This window comes from Nonomuraea sp. NPDC001831 (assembly GCF_042892035.1).
Classification (GTDB): domain Bacteria; phylum Actinomycetota; class Actinomycetes; order Streptosporangiales; family Streptosporangiaceae; genus Nonomuraea.
Map to the genome: position 1 here is coordinate 52,392 of NZ_JBIATU010000021.1, position 18,464 is coordinate 70,855.

The following is an 18,464-nucleotide window of genomic DNA, read 5'->3' on the forward strand; positions in this document are numbered from 1 at the left end:
GCCGCCTGGACGGCGGGAAGGCTGACCAGCAGCTGTTCCCACTCGCGCCCCGCCTCTGTCCTTCGGAGCCCTGGCCTGATCGACAACGGCCGTCCGCCGATTCCGCACGCCATGGGCGCGTATGAGCCGTTCCACGGCCGGTCGATGGTGATCCTCACTGCATGAGCTGGCGGCGTGGACCTTCACCTCGAGGACGTCGCGGTACGGGCTCGACCCACCGGCCACAGAGCGCCGGCAGGCAAGCCGCTGGGTCAGGTCGAAGGAGATGGGCGGCGTGGTGGGCTGGATGGTATCGACCGGATTGATGGTCCCCATCGTGGGGTCCCCGGATCCGATGTCCCGGGGGAGGGTTGGGACCGGCGTCGCACGGCTGCGTCACCCTAGTGAGCCGGTTTTTGAGATTCGGTCGCAGTAGCGGCAGATGCGGTCGAGGATCTGGTCGGCGGTCTTGGTCCACCTGAACGGCTTGGCGTCCTCGTTCCAGACTTTGATCCACTCCTCCGACGCGGCCTTGAGAGCGTCCAAGGAGCAGAAGTTGCCCCGCTCCCAGGCCCGGCTCGACCTGGCGGACGATCTCGTCCAGGAAGTCGCGGAAGTCGACGGCACGGTGACGGGCCGACAGCTTGCCGATCACTTTGCCAGTGGCGGTGTTGAGCGCGGCGAACAGATCGACGGTGCCGTGCCCGACGTGGTCGAAGCTGCGCCGCTCGGGCACGCCGGGCAGCATCGGCAGTGCCGGTGCGCTCCGCTGCAACGCTTGGATCTGCGGTTTCTCGTCGACGGCGAACACCGCGGCATGGGCGGCCCGGGGCCAGATACAGCCCGACCACGTCTTGTCGATCAGCAGCGGATCGGTGGAGATCTTGAAGTCCTGGGTGCGCCAGGGTTGGAGCCCGAACGCCCGCCAGATGCTGGTCACGCTGGTCGGCGAGATGCCCACCGGGCGGGCTAGTTCCCGCTTGGACCAGTGCGTGGAGCCGGCCGGCACCTCCTCCAGGGTGCGCACCACCACCTCCTCCCCCTGGACGTCGGTGATGGTGCGCGGCACGCCCGGCCGGGGCTCGTCGGACAGCCCGTCCAGCCGATGGGCCAGGAACCGGCTGCGCCGGCGGGCCACCGCCTGCCTCGGCGTTCGCGTGCGCGCGTGACGTTGAATACGGGAGACCGACCATGGACACCATCAGAATGACCGCCTTGGCGATGGCCGCGGCGATCGTGCTCGACGGCTGCGGGGGTGACGCCGAGCCCTCCGGGAAGGCGCTTCACTCCGTCGAAGTCGGCCGCGACGGCACTGGAGAAGAGGCGCCAGTTCGAATCCGTCAAGGCGGACTGCATGAAGCAGAAGGGCTTCAGGTACATCCCCTATGTGCCACCGGAAGATCCCATGACCGACGACGAGCGCAAGCGCAGAGCCGGCGACTATGAGGCGTTGAAGGCCCAGCGGGCGAAGTACGGCTTCGGGGTCTTCTCGGTGTACGTCTACCTGAAGGGCCCGGACGCCCCCGACTTCATGCCCGACCTCTCAGGGGCCGACCCCAACGGGGATATCTGGACGAAGCTCTCCCCAGCGCAGAGAACAAGCTACTGGAAGGCCGTGGACGCCTGCATCGTCGACGCGGCCAAGCGGGTCCTCGGCAAGGAGCTGAAATCCGGCGAGGACCTGTTAGCGCAGTCCGCCGCCGCCGCGGAGAGGGCGGGTAAGCGCGCGATTCTGGACGATCTGGAGTGCGGCAAGGACTTCTATCGGGTCTACACCCCCAAGCTGGAGGCCATCCATCAGAAAGTCGCCGAGGAGTTCGGCAACTGACGCGCTCACGCTTCGCGTTTCCGTGAACTCCGGCACGACAGTTGCGCGGCCTCCGAGGGCGTGCACGCAGCACAACACAGGCGAGTCCCGGCGACGCACAGCTCGTGTCAGCGGCCATGTCAGCACGACGACGGCCCGGTGTCAGGGCGGTCTGCGAAGGTGAACGTCATGAACGGTTCAGCGACTGAGGCCGGGGGAGATCCGCTCGGGCGATCTGACCTGAGCCGTCCAGCCCTCCGGGCACCGGCAGGGACCGCATTCCACCAGTCGTTCGTTCACTCGACCTTCATCACCGATCTCTGAGAGTCCACCACCATGTCCACCACCCCTTCCGCCTAGGACACGCACACCCTGCGGGTCCCCGCCTGGAGCGCCGTCGCGCTGATGTCGACCGCCGGTGCCGCCGACTCGGCCCACCGGGTCGGCACCGACGGCTCCATCGCCCTGACCTCCGCCGCCTGGGCGGGCACGTGCTGGCCAAGGCGCCCAAGGGCGTGAAGTGGGGCAAGGCCGTGGCCGACCTCGCCGACCAGAGTGCTGCCGGCTTTGACGGCTTCGATGAGCCTGCTCAAGCGGGAGGATCCGGCAGAGGCCGACAACTTCCGCAGCACCATCATCGTCGCCCTCGACGCCGCTTGACTCAAGGCCCGCAAACGCACCTGGGCCTGCTGGTACGCGACCTGATCGATGGCCCATACCCATCCCGATCGCCCATCCCCGAATCACCGGACGAGCGCTTCGAATGAGCGCGACAACAGAGACGAGAAGCCATGAATACCCCGTCCACATCAGCGACCCAGGCACGCATCTCCGGCGTGCACCCGCGCCCGGCCAGCCGCGGCGATGCCTTCCGGCGCGTGGCGGTCACCGCGCTGGCGGCCGCGCTGCTGGCCGGCGCCGCCACCCCCGCGATGGCCACCGCGGACAGCAGAGCCGTGTCGAAGGCCGCCGCACAGGACCGCCCCGAGCTGCAGAAGGCCATCCAGGCGTTCGTCGATGCCGGTCTCGCCGCCGGGATGCAGATGCGGGTGAACGATGAGCAAGGCGAGTGGGTCGGCAGCGCCGGGGTGCGCAAGCTGGGCACGAGCGCCAAGCCGCCGACGAACGGGTACTTCCGGATCGGCAGCAGCACCAAGAACTTCACCGCGACCCTGATGCTGAAACTGGTGGAGGCCGGCGAGATCGGGCTGGACGCCACGGTGGCCGACTACCTGCCCCAGTTCAAGCTGGACCGGCGGATCACAGTGCGGATGTTGCTGCAGCACACCACCGGGCTGTTCGACTACAGCTTCGACATCGACCCCGACGGGAAGCCGGTGTCCTTGATCCCCTGGCAGGGCAAGGAGTGGGTGCCCAAGCGCTTCCACACCTACACCGACGAGCAGCTGGTGCGGCTGACGTTGACCAGGCCGGCGAAGTTCGAGCCGGGGACGAGATGGAGCTACGGCAACGTCAACTACGTGCTGACCAAGCTGCTGATCGAGAAGGTCACCGGCCATTCCTACGCCGTGGAGATGAAGCGGCGGATCCTGGGGCCGCTCAAGCTGCAGCACACCGTGGTGCCGGGCGCCTGGACGGGTATGCCCGCGCCGTACGCCCACGCCTACTACCGCTACCAGGACGCCACCGACCAGTGGAAGGTGATCGACGTCACCCGCCAGAACCCCTCGTGGATCTCGGGCGCGGGCGAGATCATCTCGACCACGGAGGATCTGCGTACGTTCTTCTCCGCGCTGAACAGCGGCAAGCTTCTGCCGGCCGGGCTGCTGACCCAGATGCGCAAGCCGCACCCCAACAGCGCCGGTCTCTTCGGCAGCTACGGCCTCGGGCTGTACGTGCAGGACCTGGGCCCGAGCTGCGGCGGCGTCGTCTACAACCACGACGGCAGCAACAACGGCTACGGGGCGCTGATGTACAGCACGCCCGACGGCAAGAAGACCCTGACCGCCTCGATCACCACCGGTGACGCCGCCGCGGACGTGGCGACGGAGTTCCCGAAGGCGTTGAACAACCTGGTCAAGACGGTGTTCTGCGACGGGCAGGCTCAGTAGACGGGCCGAGCGGGCCTCGGGCACTGCCTGGAAGAGGGGGTCGCAGACGCACAGGGGGTGCCGGTCGGGCCGGGCCGGCTCCGCCGCACGCCCAGTTCCAGGACGTCTACACCGTCGAAGACATCATGGACGCCAAGATGGTCTACGCCGACGCGGGCCTGACCAGGCTGATGTGCTCGCCGACGTCCGACGGCTCCGGCGCCGTGGTGCTCGCCGGCGCGAGGTTCGTCGAGGAGAACGGCCTCGGTGACCGCGCGATCGAGATCGTCGGCCAGGCGATGGTCACCGACCTGCGCTCGACCTTCGACAGCAACAGCGCAATCAACCTGGTCGGCACGGACATGAGCCGGAAGGCGGCGGAGAAGGTCTACGCCCGGTCCGGGCTCACCCCGGACGACGTCGACGTGATCGAGCTGCACGACTGCTTCGCCCCGAACGAGCTGTTCACCTACGAGGCGCTCGGCCTGGCCGAGGAGGGCGAGGGGCACCTGCTGGTCGACAACGACGACACCACCTACGGCGGCCGTTGGGTGGTGAACCCGTCCGGCGGCCTCATCTCCAAGGGCCACCCTCTCGGCGCCACCGGCCTGGCCCAATGCGCCGAGCTCACGTGGCAGCTCCGCGGCGAGGCCGGCGCCCGCCAAGTGGACGGCGCAACCGTCACCCTCCAGCACAACATCGGACTCGGCGGCGCCGTCGTCGTGACCGCCTACCAGCCCGCCAACCGTGGCGGCACGCTGTGATACCGCCGGCGTTCGGAGACACCGAAGGCCAGCCGGTCGCCTGCTACGACGCCACGGCGGTGCCTCATTCCGGGTCGCGGATGCGCGAGGTGCCCGCCCTCATGGCGGACACGCTGGAGGAGATCCAGCGCGACTACTTCGAAGCACGGGCCGGGGACCCCGGCGCGATCGTCGCCGTCCTGGTCGCGCCCGTCCGGAGCGAGGCGGACCTCGGGCTGGTCTTCATGGCCGCCGACGGACCGCTCGACGGTTGCGGCGAGGCGAGCATGTTCGCCGCGATGCTCGTCCTCGGGTCCCGGCCTGAGGTGCGGCTCGAGACGGGCGCGGGCCTGATCATCGCCCGGTCTTCGGGAGAGGCCCGCATCACCCTCACCATGCCTCCGGGGACCTCCCGGGTCGACGTCGCCGAAGTCTCCTACGAGGGCAAGCGACTCCAGGTCCGTACCGTGACGGCCGGAGGCAACGTCTTCGCCGCGGTTTCCGCGGCCGAGCTGGAGTTGGAGGTCTCCGCCGCGGGAGCGCGCGCCCTCACCGAGCATGGCTCGGCCCTCCTCGGCACCCTCCGCGCGGGCCCGGCGCGCCCGCACATGCTCCTGCTCACCACACCGGTGACCTCCGCGCGAACGACCAGCGCGGTGGTCTGGGGCGACGCGGTCCTGCACATGGGGCCGTGCGGCACCGGCACGTGCGCTCGCTGCAGCCTGGCGGTCGAGGACGGCGACGTGGTTCCGGGCAGCCGCCTGGCAGCCTCGACGTCCTCCGGAGTGGTCTACTCCTCCTTCCAGCGCGCGTCGCAGTGCTCGCCGGGCGGGCGAGGCGCAGTCCCCATCCGTACCCGAGGCGCGGCGCCTCGGCGCGGCACTGGACCTGGCCTTGGCCTTCCTCCGCCCTGAGAGATCCACATCGTGCTTCCGACGATCAGGGCGAGTTCGTACCTCTCGGCGCTGGCTGGTGCGGCGATCGCGCCGGCTGATCGGAAGGAGGGGGCGAGCCGCTGTCCGTGCCGCCGTTGCCAAGGAATAGTGCGTGCTCCGCCAACGACTTCCATGATCCGCCGTGCGTAAGCTGCCCACGTCGACCGCGACGCCGTCTGCTCATCGAGCTTCAGGACGACGGCTTCACCGGACACATCGGAGGACGCATGCGGCCACGCCTCAAGAACGTCGCCTGGCAACGGGTGGGCGATGAGCTCCACCTCGTGTACGACCTGCGAGACCGGTTGATCGTGACCGACCCCGGCGGCCAGGTGGAGAAGCTCCTCGCCCTTCTGCGCGAGGGCGGCCGCACCGTCAGCGAGCTCGCCGACGACCTGGCGCTCCCCGTCCAGGACGTGCTCGGCGCGATCGAGGCCCTCGACGCCGAGCGACTGCTGGAGGACGGCGATCGGCTGGGCGTCCTCGACGCCGCCGAAGCCGAGCGCCACTTCAGCAACCTGGCCTTCTTCGAGTCGTTCGGCACGCTGACACGCAGCCGCGAGGACCTGCAACGCCGGTTGCGCGAGTCGCACGTGCTCGTGCTCGGCACCGGCGGCCTCAACTCCAACACGATCCCGCATCTCAGCGGGCTGGGCGTCGGCAGGATGACGCTGGTCGACAGGGACACCGTCGACGTGCGCAACTTCGCCAGGCAGTACCTCTACCGCTGGGAGGACGTCGGCGCCAGGAAGGTCGAGCGGGCGGCGGAGTGGGTGCGCGCCTTCGACCCGGCCATCAAGGTCCAGGCGATCGACACGGGCATCGAGAGCGCCGAGCAACTGGCCGAGCTCCTCGACGAGACGCGCCCCGACGTGGTCGCCTCGGGGATCGACCAGCCCAAGGAGGTCGACCTCTGGGTCAACGCGGCCTGCGTGGGGCACGGCGTGCCGTTCGTACGCGGCGGCATCACGGTCACCAAGGGAATCGTCTGGTCTGTCGCGCCGGGGGAGAGCGCCTGCAGGGGCTGCGTCCCCGCCGATCCGACCAGGCCCGAAGGCCACGCCGACCCCGACGAGCCCGCACTGAGCGCCGAGATCGCCGCGGCCCGCCTGTTCTACAGCAGGCCGCAACCCAACCGCGGCATCGGCCCCGTCGCCGGTCTGCTCGGCGCGCTCGGCGCCTTCGAGGTGCTGCGCTACCTGACCGGCTTCGAGCCACCGGCATACGCCGGCCGGCCACTCACCATCGACTTCGCCGGCGCCTGCGCCATGAGTCAGGCCGAGTGGTCCCGCAATCCCGAGTGTGCGACCTGCGGAAGGAGTTGACCACAATGAAGATCGAGATCGTGCGGATCGAGAACACCCGCCTGACCGGACTGAACACGCCCGACTCCTGACCATCGCGAGCGCACCCCGGCGTCGGTCGGGGTGCGCTCTGCCTCTGTCGCTCCGCAAGCTCCAGGAGGACGGATGTCCGCCATCGTTGACCGGGACCTGCGCGAACGGGCCGCACGGCTCACCGTCGCGTTCGACGGTGACGCCTGGATCCTGGGCCGCCCCGACCTCGGAATCTTCGTCGCGGTGCCGGAGCCGGGGGCGGTGTTCGTCACCACACTGCAGGACGGCGGGTCGGCCGCCGAGGCCGCGAGGCGGGCGAGCGAGGTGGCGGGCGAGGAGGTCGACGGCGCCGACTTCCTCGACGGTCTCACCGGCGCCGGCCTGCTCGACCCGCCCGCACCGCTCGGAGAACGAGCCCCCAGCGGCTGGATCGAGGGACTCGGCCAGGACACGGCGGCCAGATTCTTCGGCAGGACCGCCTGGACGTGCTACGCGGCGGCAGCGGTCTTCGTCGTGACTGTCCTGGCCTTCACACCCGAGTTGCGCCCCTCGTGGAAGGACGCCTGGTTTCTCCCCAGCGCCGCACTGTCGATGCTCACCTACCTGCTCGTCGACATCGCCTTCAGCGCCCTGCACGAGGCATGGCACTGGGTCGCGGGCAGGGCGCTCGGCGTCCCCGCCACTTTCAGGGTCAGCTACCGGGGCCTCTACATCGTCTTCGAGACCGACCTGACCCAGATCGTGAACGTGCCGCGCCGCCGCAGGTACGGGGCCTATCTGGCGGGCATGGCCATCGACGTCGTGGTCGTGGCGACGGCGTTGGGGCTGCGGCTGCTCGACAGGGCCGGGATGCTCACACTGCCCGAGACGCTGAGCGGCCTTCTCGGCGCGGTGGTGTTGTATCGGCTCGTCGGGATCGTCTGGCAGTGGGCCGCGGTGCCCATGCGCAGTGACGGCTACGCCGTACTGGCCAACGCGTTGCGCTGCCACAACCTGTACCGGGTCACGTGGCTGACCGCCAAGGCCGGGCTCTTCCGGCTGCCTCCCGCTGAGGCGGCCGAGCTGGCCTCGGCGGGCGAGCGTGATCGGCACGTGGCACGCTGGTTCGCCCTGCTGTACGTGGCGGGGGTCGTGGCCATGGCCGGCATGTTCGTGCTCGTGGCCCTGCCGCTGCTGCTCGCCCTCGCTCAGTGGGGCTTGGTACAGCTGAGTGCCGGCACCATGGGTTCGGCCGCGTTCTGGGAGGCGCTTGCCGTGACGGCGTACGTGGCGACACAGCTTGCCCTGCCCCCGCTCCTCGCACTCAGGGAGCGCCGCCTGCGGAGGTCGGGCAGGCTCCTGTGAGAGGTGCTGCAGTGACGTCGTCATCTCGTCTATGAACGGACATGGCGGATGCCCAGAAACACGTGCAGCGACTGCTCGACGAGTTGGTTGCTTCTAGACGGGAGACCGGCGTCCAGGTGGCCGCCCACCTGCACGGCGAGCGGGTCGTGAACACCGGCGCGGGCCTCGCCGACCCGTGCGCGGAGCGGCCGGTGGACGACCGAACACTGTTCCACTCCTGGTCCACCGGCAAGGGACTGACTGCGGCGGTCGTGCACGTGCTGGCCGACCGCGGCAGACTCAGTTACGACAGGCCGGTCGCCGAGTACTGGCCGGAGTTCGCCGCGCACGGCAAGCAAGGCATCACGCTGGCTCACGTTCTCGTCCACACGGCGGGCGTGCCCAGGCGCCGGCCGGAACCACGCCGGGCGACCTGCGGGACCGGGGGAGCATGTGCGACCGGATCGCCGACCTGGCGCCGCTGTGGCCCTGGGCACCGTCACCGGATACCACGCGCTGACCTTCCGCTACATCCTCGAGGAGGTCGTCAGCCGCGTTGCGTTCGTCAGACACAGTCACCGCTTCACGGACTTTGATCCAGATCGGCTAGACATCAACGGATCACGGCGGGCTCGGTCAGTTCGGGTTCTGCCCCTCTGAGCGGTGCCCGGCCTGAATGGCGAGGGTCTGGGCCGGGCTCGGGATGTCGGGACGTGACTGTGCGGCTGCCCTGCGCCCGCCCGGTTGGCGGGACGATGAAAGCGACCTCAGTGCTGTCTCCGAGGACACCAGAGCTGCGAATCGTCCATGCAGCTTCGAGGTCAGCGCGAGCGGAGAAAGGTCAGTGCGGCGAGCACTCTGCGGTGGTCGTCGGCGTCCGGGCCGAGGTTCAGCTTGGTGTATACGCCGGTGACGTGCTGGCCACGGCGGCCTCTGACACATACAGGCGCTGGGCAATCGCACTGTTCGACCGATCCTCGGCAACCAGCGCGAGCACCTTGCGTTCGCGTGGCGAGAGCGCGCGCGAGAAGCCGCTGTGGCGGATGCTCCACGAAACGGCGGCCAGAGCGGCTGAGATCCTGGCGCTGAACGTCGAGGACCTCGACCTGGAGCATCGCCGCGCCCCGGTCCGGTCCAAGGGCAGCTCGATCGAGTGGGTGTACTGGGACAGCGGCACCGCCCACCCGCTGCCACGCCTGCTCCGGCTCCCGGACGGCAGCACGCGCACGCGCGGCCCGCTGTTCCTGTCCGAACGCCGCCCCGCCCGCGCCCGCCGCCCGGCGGCCGCCGACATCTGCCCGCACACCGGCCGCGCCCGCCTGGGCTACGACCGCGCCCGCGTCCTGCTGGACAAGCACGCCGGCCTCGATCTGCACCAGCTGCGCCACAGCGCCGCCACCCACCTCGGCGAGGCCGAAGTCCCCCTGCAGCTCATCATGGGCAGGACCCGGCACAAGGACCCCCGCACCGCCATGCGCTACGTCAACCCCGGCCCCGAGGCCATCGCCAAGGTCACCGAGCTCCTGGCACCCCGCCGCCGCACCCATGCTCGGTTCGCGTCTTCGCCCGCCGCCCGTAGGACCGCAGTCCGGCTGGGTCGACGGCGAGTTGGTCGGCCAGCCTGGCCACCGCCACCGGCGGCGCCGCCGACACTTTGTCCGGCACGAATCCGAGCCACGGCAACGTGGACAGGGCTACGGCCAGCCCCAGCCGATCGGCCGGACCTCGGCCCGGGCCGGGATCGACGAACGAGACATCAGCTGATGGCAGGGTGAAGAACCGAAACAGCTCGTCTCGGCCGATCTCCGGGAATCCCCGCAGCCGCTCCAGCTCCTCATCCGCGAACACCTGCGTCGCCAAGAACGACCTCCAGCCAGCCCCACAGATACCAAGCCCAGAAGCCTACTCGGCTATATCCGCCCGATTTTCGGCCGTTACTACTGAGACCCCTTCGTGGACCGGGGCTGCTTTTTGAGGGTAGTTAGTGCTGAACGCACACTTCATTGCCATGGAGCGCAACGGCATTCGATCGGCTGTCGCCGACCTGACGATCATGTGATACTCCGCGCATGAAGCGCGCGGTCTTAGCGGGTCTGCTGATACTTCTCCTCCCCGCCGTCGTTCTCTCCCGCCCGGCTCAGGCAACAAGCCTCTTCGGGCCGAACGAACGGATCGTCAGCGCCTACCAGGCGGGCGAACTGTCGGTCGACGACATGATCAGGTACGGCGTGGCGTCGGTGACCGCCCCCGAGACGGTGCCCGCGCGGCTGCGCCCGACCGGCCCGCTCTCGACGAATGCCGAGACCTATCTCACCTACCTGTCAGCGATGTCGGCGAAAGCCTCCGGCGCCGCCAAGCAGGTGCTTTCACCCCCGGGACTGCGAAGTACCGGGAATTCCTTCTTCGACTGCGCGCACGACGAGCCGTACCGATTCCTGAGAAAGGACTACCACTGCTGGGCCAACGTCGATAACTTCGTCATCTTCTACAACCTCGACACCGGTGGCGGCGGCGTGCCTCCCACGCCTGCCGAGCCGAGCGGACGCCCGACCGCGATCCAGAACGCGGTCGACGCCGTCTCCATCGCGGCCAGGACATATCGCTCGATGGGATTCGAGATCTCCGACAATCCGGCGGTGCCGCACGCCATCTTCTTCGGCACCGACCAGTTCTGCGACCCCGTGCTCGACAACCTCTGCTCCCCCAAGTTGAGGAATCCGTTCGTCCTGCCGATCGGCTACAACTTCCTGCCGACGATCTTGATGCCGTCGAATCCGGTGTACTACGACTATCTGCCGCGCCACGAGCTCTTCCACGTGTTCCAGTACTCCTACTGGAAGGCAGGAAAGGTGGCTCAGGACTTCTTCCGCCAGTTCATCGACACGGACGCCTTCGGGTCGATGAACTGGTGGATGGAGGCGACCGCGGAATGGGCGGCCCATCAGACCTACCTCCACGCCCCCTCGCACGTCCCCTATCCCTCCCAGCGCGACATGTACGCCGATCACGTGGATGACTTCCTGGCCAAACCCATGCTGGCGTTGAACGGCTGGGACGGCCTGGGCGGGCCACGCCAGTACGGCGCCTTCCTGCTGCCCCTCTACCTGACGGAACAGGTCGGCCCTGACTTCGTGCGGAGCACCTGGGAGCAGATCCGCAGCGCGGGCTCCTCCCCCATCACCGCCATCCAGGCCTCGCTCGGCGGGCGCGACTTGCGAGTGCTCCTGCACGGCTTCGCCATCGCCAACTACCGCCTGGCCGCCCCGCAGTACGGCGCGGCGGAGAACGGCTATCGCGACCCCGACGTCGCCCTGTGGCGAAGCGAACTCGAGCAGGAGCAGGCCACGGAGGGCGACTCCCTCGGCGGCGCCCGCCCGATGAGGAGCTCGAACGCCGCGTTCGTCGGCTACAACGAGGTGGCCAGCGGCGCGCTGCTGCCGGGCGGCAGCTCCTACACCGACTTCACGGCCCAGCAGGGGGCGGCGCCGGCCACGCTCACGATCAAAGGCTTCAACGTGGCGCCCGGCCAGCCGGTGCCGCGCGTCGCGTGGAGCGTCCTGGTATGGGCACAGGCGGGAAAGGGTTCCGACACGTTGTCGGCGTACCCGACGGCGGAGTACGTGCGCTCACCCGATTCCACCGGGACGGTGGAGATCGAGAACTTCCGCTATCCGATGGTGGCGACGCTGGTCAAGACCCGCCTCGACCTTCGCACCTCCTCCGCGGCCGCGAGCAACGACTGGACCAACCCCTTCTGGAGCGTCGGCAACTACGTCCCGTTCCAGCGCCGCTCCTGTGCCCTACGACCGCCCGTGCTCGGGCCTCCCCAGCTGGACGCCTACCCGGTCGGCACGTTCAACGCCTACGCCGCCTCCACCCCGGACGGCTGGACCGGCGGCGACTCCACCTTCTCCATGCCCCTGCCAGGAGGCCGCACGCTCTGGCTGTTCTCCGACACCTTCCTCGGGCCGCTCAACGCCAACGGCACCAGACCAACGACCGCCAGGATCATCAACAACTCGTTCGTCCTGCAGGACGGGGACAAGCTCACCACCGTGCACGGCGGCACGGCCTCGGATCCCCGGGCGCTCCTGCCGCCGCCGGACGGCACGCACTGGTACTGGAGCGGCGACGGCTTCGTCACCGGCGACCGGCTGCAGGTGATGTTCAACAAGTACCGCCTCGAGGGCACCGGCCCGATGCCGTTCGCCTTCGACCAGAACGTGGTCGCCACGTTCTCGCTGAGCGATCTGACCAAGCCGAAGAGCGTCACCCCGCTGCCCTCGCGCGCCGGCGTGGCCTGGGGGTCGGCGATCCTGCCCGCGAGCCGCAGCGGCGACGGCTACACCTACGTCTACGGCGTGTCGGACGCGCCGATCAACAAGAAGATGAAGGTGGCCCGGGTGCGGGGCGACGACCTGCGCGTCGGCCGGTGGCAGTTCTACACCCCGTGGGGCTGGAGCGAGGTCGAGGAGCACGCCGCGGAAACGCTGAGCGGCATCGCGAACGAGTACAGCGTCACCCCGTGGCGGGGCCAGTTCCTCATGGTCAGCCAGGACAGCACGGAGGCGTTCAACGGTCTGATCAACGCCTTCACCTCGTGCGACCCGTTCGACGGCTTCACCAACAGGACTCCCGTCTACCGGATGCCCGAGCCCGGCCCGTTCGGCAGCTACCTCGACGGCGACGTCATCTCCTACAACCCGCACGTGCACTTCGAGCAGAGCACCGACGCCTCGCTGCTGATCTCCTACAACGTCAACAGCATGGACAACAGGGCCCAGCCGGACGCCGACCACTATCGCGACCCGAGCATCTACCGGCCACGCTTCATCCGGGTGGCGATCAGCTAGCCGTACTCGATCGTCGGGCGTCGCGCCGCTTCGCCGTACAGGCGGCGATCGCCAGCAGGACGAGTGCGAAAGCCAGGTAATAGGCCAGAGCCCACCACGGAGGCAGCGAAGAGGTCGAGGGCGTGAGGGCGGGCGCGGCCGGCTGGCCTGTGCCGGGATCGGGGGCGCCGATGAGGAACTGTTTGGCGACGTTGAAGGGCAACCACCGGTAGATCCCCGCCCCCACGCCGGGGACCGCCTGCACGAGCGACTCGGCGATCATGGCGTACCCCAGCAGCAGCATCAGGACGGCGGCGGCGTGCCTGACCATCGCCCCGACCGCGACCGCGATGACGCCGGCGAACGCGTAGTAGCCGGCGACGCCCACCATGGGGGTGTCATCAGTGGCGCAGCCACCCCGACCTGGTGTGGATGATCACCTCGCTGGACACCGGGTTCACCAAATCCCGGTCGAACCGGGCCCGCGCCGGTACGGGTGATCGCGGACATCGGCGCGCCGGCCTTGGCAGCGGAGGTGGCGCCGCCCGCGCGCAGGCCCTGGGCGGTGTAGGCCTCGGCGTGGTCGAGATCGGCGGCTGTCGCGGCCCGTTTGACGATCAGGTTGATCGACTGCGGGGTCAGCCGTTCACGGCGGCCGCGACCGGCGGCGGGATGCGCGTGGTCGGCGATGCGGCCGTGCCGGTCGATCGGGCGGAACAGCGGCCCGGTCGTCACACCGGCGCCGGTCAGGTCGGCGAGCCATGCGCGGGTCACCCGGATGGGGCAGGTCCGCGGGTGTTGGCCGTAGGGGATGGCGACGATCTCGCCGTGGGCGTTCTGATCGGTCTTGCTGAACGGGACGTACACCTCCAGGCCGTCGGTGGTGAAGGTGAGGTCGTCGATGTCGGTGTCGGCGATCTCCGAGCGGCGGCCCATCAGGGCGAAGCCGAGCACGAGGACAGCGTGGTCACGGCGTCCTGCGGGGGTGCCGGCGGGCAGGGCGTCGACCATCGCGCGCAGCCGGTCGACGGTGATCGGCGGGGACTTGCGGGGGCGGTGGCCCTGCTGGGCGCGCTCGCGGCGGTAGGCGCGCAGGGCCAGCCGGGCCGCGGTGGTGGCGGGTTTGGCGAGCTGGGCGTTGGTCGTGTGCGGCCAGTACGCAGGCCAGCGCGCGGTCGATGGTGGAGGGGGCGTAGTGCTGGGCGGCCAGGTGGGCGACGTAGTTGGCCAGGGTCGCGGAGGTGGCGGGCAGCAGGGTGCGGCCGGTGGAGGCGCACCAGGTGGCGTAGGCGCCGAAGTCGCGGCGGGCGTAGGCCAGGCGGGTGTTGGCGGCCAGGCCCTCTTCCACCAGCCGGGCCGTGCGGCCCTCCAGAAGGTGCTCATCCGGAAGGGGCAGCGCGGGGGTGCGCGCCGGCAGCCGTTCGGGAGCGTCCATATGGTTTTCCGTGATCAACTCCCTGGTTAGCGATAAGTCAGCTTATCGAAGCCTAGGTTCGCAGAGGGTGACGCGCTCGACACGGGCCTCAGAGGAACAACGGAACTGCCGATCGCCAGGGCACCAGATCGAACGAGTCAGGACACAGACTGTCCGGGCGCCGCACGTTGTGGTGTGCTGGAGCCATGTGGTCCATGGCAGTGACGGTGCGCGCAGATGATACAGACATGGCCACGGTTGCGCTCCAGGCCGTGCTGGCGCCCGACGCGATCCTCGCTGGGACAGAAAAGCCCAATGGGGAGGTCGCCCTGTATTTGACGGTCCGGGATCGCGAACAGGCCGGCTGGGTCAAAGACGCACTTGATGGCATCCGTATCCTCGCGAGGGATCTGCGCGATGTCACGCCGCGACGGAACGTCCCCATGGGTCACCGCCGGCACGGCGGCACGGTGATCGGCTGACAGTGACCAGCCGCGCCGGGGTCCGCTCGATGTCGTAGAACTCCACTATGGCGGCAGCTTTGTTACTCACGGGTAGCGCTATTGGCTGTACCGCTGTTCTCCGAGGCCGTTGACCGCCGCCACTGGCTGGCCCCCGTCCGCGCGCACTTCGGCGGTCCCCGCTGTTGCGGATTGCGTCGCCGAGCTGGCGAAATCGCACATCGTGCAAATGTCAGTCGTGCCCGAGTACATGAGAGACAGTGACATGATCCCCTTTGAGTTCCGCTTCAAGATCGAAGCGTGGGACCAACAAGGTGAAAGGGTCGGCGAAAACTGTTCACAGGACGTTCCCGCATGCTCATTCGATCTAACTCTCGTTGAGGTATTCTCCGCTCCCGCTTGCTGAACGCGATGAGTTCGGTGAGGTTCTTGGGATGGGGGCCCGGGGTGGCGGCCAGGTAGGCGTTGAGGTCGTGCTTGAACTCGGTCAGCACGGCGGGAAGCATGTCCTTCTGCATCATGTCTTTGGAGTCGCAGTTCACTTCCTCTCCACGCTCGCCACGGCTGAGCGGCCAGGAGTTGCAGGACCTTACCGCGCCGGTCGAGGCTGGACAAGACCGGCAGCGGTGGCGGGTCGCTCCAGCTGCTTGGGGATGGCAGGCCCGCCAGCTCGCGCGTCAGGCGGCGGGTCATCTGGTGCACGGTGGCCGTCGGGCTTGCGTTCGTAGATGCGCACCAGGCGGCGGTAGCGGACCAGCCAGGCAAACGTCCGCTCCACCACCCACCTGCGGGGCAGCACGACGAAGCCGCGCAGGTCGTCGCTGCGCTTGACGATCGTGACGGCCGGAGAGAGCAGGCCGTGTTCGAGGGCTGGCTGGGCGAGATCGAGGGGATCGACCGGACCCTCCAGTGCCTGCGGGACAAGCGGGCCGATGCTTTGCGGCTTACTCGGGTCACCTGCGAGGTCGATCTCGGCATGCCGACCATCGCCGCCCCTCGCTGACCCGAGCCCGGCTGGCTCGCCACTGCGCCAACCGCGGCGGCGAGCCAGCCGACACAGTTGGAAGACACGCGCTATACGGCTACAAGTGCGCTCCGGAGAATGCGCTCATCGCGACAGAAGCGTGCGCTCAGGAGCGCTGGGCGAAGAATTCCCTCGCTGTTGAGGGAAACCAGAGCAGGGCGACGGTGAGTATCTGCGCGGCGCAGATGACCGGGATGACAGTATGGAACATCGGCGAGGATGACCAGGACACGACGCTGAACACCACGGACAGCAGCTGGGACACCGTGGCGAGTCGACGTGTCCACGGTCGCGCGGTGGCCAGTTTCCACACCAGCAGCGCGCAAAGCGCCAGGAGGATGCCGTGGAAGACGGCTCCGGAAGTCACAGCGATGACGGCTGACCGGGCAACCTCGCCCGCGCCGAAATCGGGGTGCTGGGTTGCGATCTGGTTGCGCAGAGCGCTCTGGTTGACGCTCATCAACACGGGCACGACCACATGGCTGATCGCTACGGCGGTCAGCAGTACCCGCGCCGCCTGGACGGACGTCGGAGTCCGCAATGCCATGACCTGAGCTGATCGTTGCATGTCTAGTCTTCCTCTGTTCGCGGTGCTCCCTGACCTCGCGCTCGGAGCCACCGGGGCCCGGTGCCGGGCTGGGGCTTGGCACCGGATATCTCGCCGCGCTGTGCCCAGGCTTGGTTGAGCCGGGTGATCAGAGTCAGCGCGGTGGACACGTCCGCGTCCGGCCAGTCGAAGATGACGTCCGCGAACACGGCCGCTCCGGCCTGAATCGTGATGTTGATCTCCGCGTGTCCGTCTTCGGTCAGCCGCGCGAGGAACGTGCGGGAGTCGTGCGGATCAGGCTCTACCGCCAGGTGCCCTGCGCGCTCCAGGGCGGCGAGGTGTCGGCTGGTCGCGGACGCGGTGAGACCCAGCTCGGCGGCAATCATGCTCGGACGGACGGGACCGAGCGCGGCCACGGTCCCCAACACCCCAACCCGGGTCAGGTCCAAGCGCCGGGAGAGCCGGCGGTGTCCCTGGTCGATGAGCTCCATGACCGCACGCGCCAGTTCCACACGATCATTTCGTTGCGACATGAAATGACATTAGCAGATCGCTCCCCGGACGCCATGTCCAACCGGTCACCGCACCTTCGCCCACCGATCCGGAGCACGTCGGCACATCGGCATGACCGGACGTTGGAGCGATGGTTATCTAGGATCTTTGGTCTCCTCTTGCAGGTCGGCCTCCGGGACTGGACCGAACTTTGGCGCTACAGAGAAAGAGGCACGGCGATGAGCCCAACCCGCGTTGATCTCTCGCGAGTCCTTGATGTCGACCGTCTAGTAACCCCATGTACAACCCCCTTGAGCGGCTCGCGGCCGACCCCCAGGCCACGGCGGACCGGCTGGCAGCCCTGCCCCAGGTGCCCGGCGTGCAGGTCGCCGGGATCGCGGGCGGCACGATCCGGCTCGGCGCGGCCGGAGTGACCGATGCCGAAACCGGGCAACCCGTCACCGCCACCACCCGATTCCGGCCGGGATCCATCACCAAGCTGCTCACCGCGGGCCTCGTGATGAAGTGCGTCAACGACGGCAAGCTCGCCCTGGACGACCCGGTCAGCCGCTACGTCCCCGGCCCTTGGGACGACGCCCTACGGGTGCGGCACCTGATCTCGCACTCCTCCGGCCTGGACGCCGCCGATATCTTCGTCGACGTCGGCGATGACGACGACTGCATCGCCCGCTACGTCGACCAGCACGTGACCGGCACGGGCTCACTGTTTCCGCCCGGCACCACCTTCTCCTACTGCAACGGCGGATTCGTCCTGGCCGGACGCGTACTGGAGATCGTGCTCGGACAGCCCTACGAACAGGCCCTGCGCACCTATCTGCTGGACCCGGCCGCGACCACCGACACGGACTTCTCCCCCGGACACGCCGCCCACCACGATCCGGCCGCAGCCCACGGACACCTGGTCAAGAGCGACCAACCCGTCCCGGTTCCGCACCGGATCGAGCACCCGATGTGCTCCCGCGGACTTGCCCCCGCCGGCGGCACCTTGACCTCCACCGCGCACGACCTCGCCCGCCTGGTCACCGCACACCTGCAAACCCCAGACACCAAAACCATGCGAGAACTGCACGCCACAGCGCCCGGCGGAGTGCCCGGCATGCGCGGCGCCGGGCTGGGCTGGATGGTGTGGGACGCTCCCTCTCTGGCCAGCGCCCGCATCGGCGGTGCCGTCCCCGGCCAGTCCGGCACCATCGTGGCCGACCCGGCCGCCGACGCCATCCTGATCGTGCTCACCAACTCAGACCAGGGCGCCAACGCCGTCGGCGCCCTCCTGGACGACACCGGCGCAGCGGCTGACCAGCAGACCGATTCCCACCGCGAGAACCCGCCCACCGACCTCGACCGCTACACCGGTCGCTACACCTCACACGTGAGCACGCTGGACATCACCCTCCAGGCAGACGGGCTACGCGCCACCAGCGAGGGACTCCCTGATCTGACGCTCACCCCTCAGGACCGCATCACGTTCACCTCGCCCATCGGCCCCGCAGGCACGTGG

The 18,464-nt window shown here is 68.8% G+C and carries 18 protein-coding genes and 3 pseudogenes; 11 read left to right on the forward strand and 10 right to left on the reverse strand.

Features of this window, described 5'->3' with window-relative positions; all coding sequences use genetic code 11:
* Nucleotides 1-154: 154 nt before the first annotated feature.
* Nucleotides 155-1,117 (reverse strand): IS630 family transposase, encoded by a 963-nt coding sequence (locus ACFYYW_RS42995; protein WP_387658747.1) that lies wholly within the window; start codon nt 1,115-1,117, stop codon nt 155-157.
* A gap of 216 nt (nt 1,118-1,333) precedes the next feature.
* On the opposite strand from ACFYYW_RS42995, the gene ACFYYW_RS43000 reads away from it, so the two are divergent.
* From ACFYYW_RS43000 to ACFYYW_RS43030, 7 genes are all read left to right on the forward strand, one after another.
* Nucleotides 1,334-1,807 carry a hypothetical protein gene (locus tag ACFYYW_RS43000; protein WP_387658750.1) on the forward strand — a complete coding sequence of 158 codons (474 nt, stop codon included), beginning with the start codon at nt 1,334-1,336 and terminating at the stop codon, nt 1,805-1,807.
* 770 nt (nt 1,808-2,577) lie between these two features.
* Entirely contained in the window at nt 2,578-3,858 is a 1,281-nt protein-coding gene (locus tag ACFYYW_RS43005) for a serine hydrolase domain-containing protein (protein WP_387658753.1), read from the forward strand.
* A 125-nt stretch (nt 3,859-3,983) separates the two neighbouring features.
* On the forward strand, nt 3,984-4,601 hold the full coding sequence (locus ACFYYW_RS43010) for a hypothetical protein (protein WP_387658756.1): 618 nt from the start codon (nt 3,984-3,986) through the stop codon (nt 4,599-4,601).
* Nucleotides 4,598-5,494 (forward strand): proline racemase family protein, encoded by an 897-nt coding sequence (locus ACFYYW_RS43015; protein WP_387658759.1) that lies wholly within the window; start codon nt 4,598-4,600, stop codon nt 5,492-5,494. Before ACFYYW_RS43010 ends, ACFYYW_RS43015 begins: the two co-directional genes overlap by 4 nt.
* A 248-nt stretch (nt 5,495-5,742) precedes the next feature.
* Nucleotides 5,743-6,840, forward strand: a complete 1,098-nt coding sequence (locus ACFYYW_RS43020) for a HesA/MoeB/ThiF family protein (RefSeq protein ID WP_387658762.1) — start codon at nt 5,743-5,745, stop codon at nt 6,838-6,840.
* A 144-nt stretch (nt 6,841-6,984) separates the two neighbouring features.
* The gene (locus ACFYYW_RS43025) at nt 6,985-8,196 is read left to right on the forward strand and encodes a hypothetical protein (protein ID WP_387658765.1); all 1,212 of its coding nucleotides are present in this window, start codon (nt 6,985-6,987) and stop codon (nt 8,194-8,196) included.
* A 41-nt stretch (nt 8,197-8,237) separates the two neighbouring features.
* Nucleotides 8,238-8,771: a serine hydrolase domain-containing protein gene (locus ACFYYW_RS43030; RefSeq protein ID WP_387658768.1), complete on the forward strand. Its 534-nt coding sequence runs from the start codon at nt 8,238-8,240 to the stop codon at nt 8,769-8,771.
* A gap of 293 nt (nt 8,772-9,064) precedes the next feature.
* On the opposite strand, the gene ACFYYW_RS43035 is transcribed toward ACFYYW_RS43030, so the two are convergent.
* The gene (locus ACFYYW_RS43035) at nt 9,065-9,172 is read right to left on the reverse strand and encodes a hypothetical protein (protein WP_352365465.1); all 108 of its coding nucleotides are present in this window, start codon (nt 9,170-9,172) and stop codon (nt 9,065-9,067) included.
* 46 nt (nt 9,173-9,218) lie between these two features.
* Between ACFYYW_RS43035 and ACFYYW_RS43040 the strand changes: the two are divergent.
* Nucleotides 9,219-9,602: pseudogene (locus ACFYYW_RS43040) on the forward strand (tyrosine-type recombinase/integrase); the annotation flags it as partial.
* An 85-nt stretch (nt 9,603-9,687) separates the two neighbouring features.
* On the opposite strand, the gene ACFYYW_RS43045 reads toward ACFYYW_RS43040, so the two are convergent.
* Nucleotides 9,688-10,023, reverse strand: a complete 336-nt coding sequence (locus ACFYYW_RS43045) for a DUF4158 domain-containing protein (protein WP_387659003.1) — start codon at nt 10,021-10,023, stop codon at nt 9,688-9,690.
* A 221-nt stretch (nt 10,024-10,244) separates the two neighbouring features.
* Between ACFYYW_RS43045 and ACFYYW_RS43050 the strand changes: the two genes are divergently transcribed.
* A complete protein-coding gene (locus ACFYYW_RS43050; protein ID WP_387658771.1) occupies nt 10,245-13,028 on the forward strand; it encodes a hypothetical protein in 2,784 nt (927 codons plus the stop codon).
* Here ACFYYW_RS43050 and ACFYYW_RS43055 read toward each other — a convergent pair.
* The 3 genes from ACFYYW_RS43055 to ACFYYW_RS43065 are packed head-to-tail and all read right to left on the reverse strand — an operon-like array spanning nt 13,021 to nt 14,442.
* Complete coding sequence (locus ACFYYW_RS43055; RefSeq protein ID WP_387658774.1) at nt 13,021-13,398, reverse strand: hypothetical protein; 378 nt, start codon at nt 13,396-13,398, stop codon at nt 13,021-13,023. The two genes, ACFYYW_RS43050 and ACFYYW_RS43055, sit on opposite strands and share 8 nt — an antisense overlap.
* The gene (locus tag ACFYYW_RS43060; RefSeq protein WP_387659011.1) at nt 13,311-14,018 is read right to left on the reverse strand and encodes a hypothetical protein; all 708 of its coding nucleotides are present in this window, start codon (nt 14,016-14,018) and stop codon (nt 13,311-13,313) included. The genes ACFYYW_RS43055 and ACFYYW_RS43060 overlap by 88 nt, the downstream gene beginning before the upstream one ends.
* Entirely contained in the window at nt 13,975-14,442 is a 468-nt protein-coding gene (locus ACFYYW_RS43065; protein ID WP_387658777.1) for a site-specific integrase, read from the reverse strand. The genes ACFYYW_RS43060 and ACFYYW_RS43065 overlap by 44 nt, the downstream gene beginning before the upstream one ends.
* A 227-nt stretch (nt 14,443-14,669) precedes the next feature.
* Here ACFYYW_RS43065 and ACFYYW_RS43070 point away from each other — a divergent pair, with 227 nt between their 5' ends.
* Nucleotides 14,670-14,903: a hypothetical protein gene (locus tag ACFYYW_RS43070; protein WP_387658779.1), complete on the forward strand. Its 234-nt coding sequence runs from the start codon at nt 14,670-14,672 to the stop codon at nt 14,901-14,903.
* A gap of 266 nt (nt 14,904-15,169) precedes the next feature.
* On the opposite strand, the gene ACFYYW_RS43075 is transcribed toward ACFYYW_RS43070, so the two are convergent.
* The 4 genes and pseudogenes from ACFYYW_RS43075 to ACFYYW_RS43090 all read right to left on the reverse strand — a co-directional run bounded on the left by ACFYYW_RS43075 (nt 15,170) and on the right by ACFYYW_RS43090 (nt 16,986).
* Nucleotides 15,170-15,424, reverse strand: coding sequence for a hypothetical protein (locus ACFYYW_RS43075; protein ID WP_387658782.1), 255 nt, complete (start codon nt 15,422-15,424; stop codon nt 15,170-15,172).
* A gap of 47 nt (nt 15,425-15,471) precedes the next feature.
* Nucleotides 15,472-15,723: pseudogene (locus tag ACFYYW_RS43080) on the reverse strand (transposase); the annotation flags it as partial.
* 289 nt (nt 15,724-16,012) lie between these two features.
* Nucleotides 16,013-16,474: a hypothetical protein gene (locus ACFYYW_RS43085; RefSeq protein ID WP_387658785.1), complete on the reverse strand. Its 462-nt coding sequence runs from the start codon at nt 16,472-16,474 to the stop codon at nt 16,013-16,015.
* 2 nt (nt 16,475-16,476) lie between these two features.
* Nucleotides 16,477-16,986, reverse strand: a complete 510-nt coding sequence (locus tag ACFYYW_RS43090) for a MarR family winged helix-turn-helix transcriptional regulator (protein ID WP_352366358.1) — start codon at nt 16,984-16,986, stop codon at nt 16,477-16,479.
* A 257-nt stretch (nt 16,987-17,243) separates the two neighbouring features.
* Here ACFYYW_RS43090 and ACFYYW_RS43095 point away from each other — a divergent pair.
* A pseudogene (locus ACFYYW_RS43095) lies at nt 17,244-18,206 on the forward strand (serine hydrolase domain-containing protein); the annotation flags it as partial.
* Nucleotides 18,207-18,464: the final 258 nt, after the last annotated feature.